Consider the following 532-nt stretch of genomic DNA (forward strand, 5'->3'; position numbering starts at 1 on the left):
CGGCGGTCGCCGAAGCTGCGCTTCGCGCCTTCGCCGGATGCGTTGTCGCGATACGGTGCGCGTGCGCCGCCTTCGCCACCTGCGCGGCGCGGACGCGAGTCGTCATCGCGGCGGGGCGGGCGATCGGACGACGTGCGGCGGTCGCCGAAGCTGCGCTTCGCGCCTTCGCCGGATGCGTTGTCGCGATACGGCGCACGTGCACCGCCTTCGCCACCTGCGCGACGCGGACGCGAATCGTCATCACGGCGCGGCGGGCGATCGGACGACGTACGGCGGTCGCCGAAGCTGCGCTTCGCACCTTCGCCGGATGCGTTGTCGCGATACGGCGTGCGTGCGCCGCCTTCGCCACCTGCGCGACGCGGACGCGAGTCGTCATCGCGACGGGGAGGGCGATCGGACGACGTGCGGCGGTCGCCGAAGCTGCGCTTCGCGCCTTCGCCGGATGCGTTGTCGCGATACGGTGCGCGTGCGCCGCCTTCGCCACCTGCGCGGCGCGGACGCGAGTCGTCATCGCGGCGGGGCGGGCGATCGG

General features: G+C 74.1%; 1 pseudogene. It reads right to left on the bottom strand.

Annotated elements, in window-relative coordinates:
• A pseudogene (locus tag G3N99_RS41555) lies at positions 1-532 on the bottom strand (pseudouridine synthase); the annotation flags it as partial.

This window comes from Burkholderia sp. Ac-20392, from assembly GCF_017104585.1.
GTDB classification, from domain to species: domain Bacteria; phylum Pseudomonadota; class Gammaproteobacteria; order Burkholderiales; family Burkholderiaceae; genus Burkholderia; species Burkholderia lata.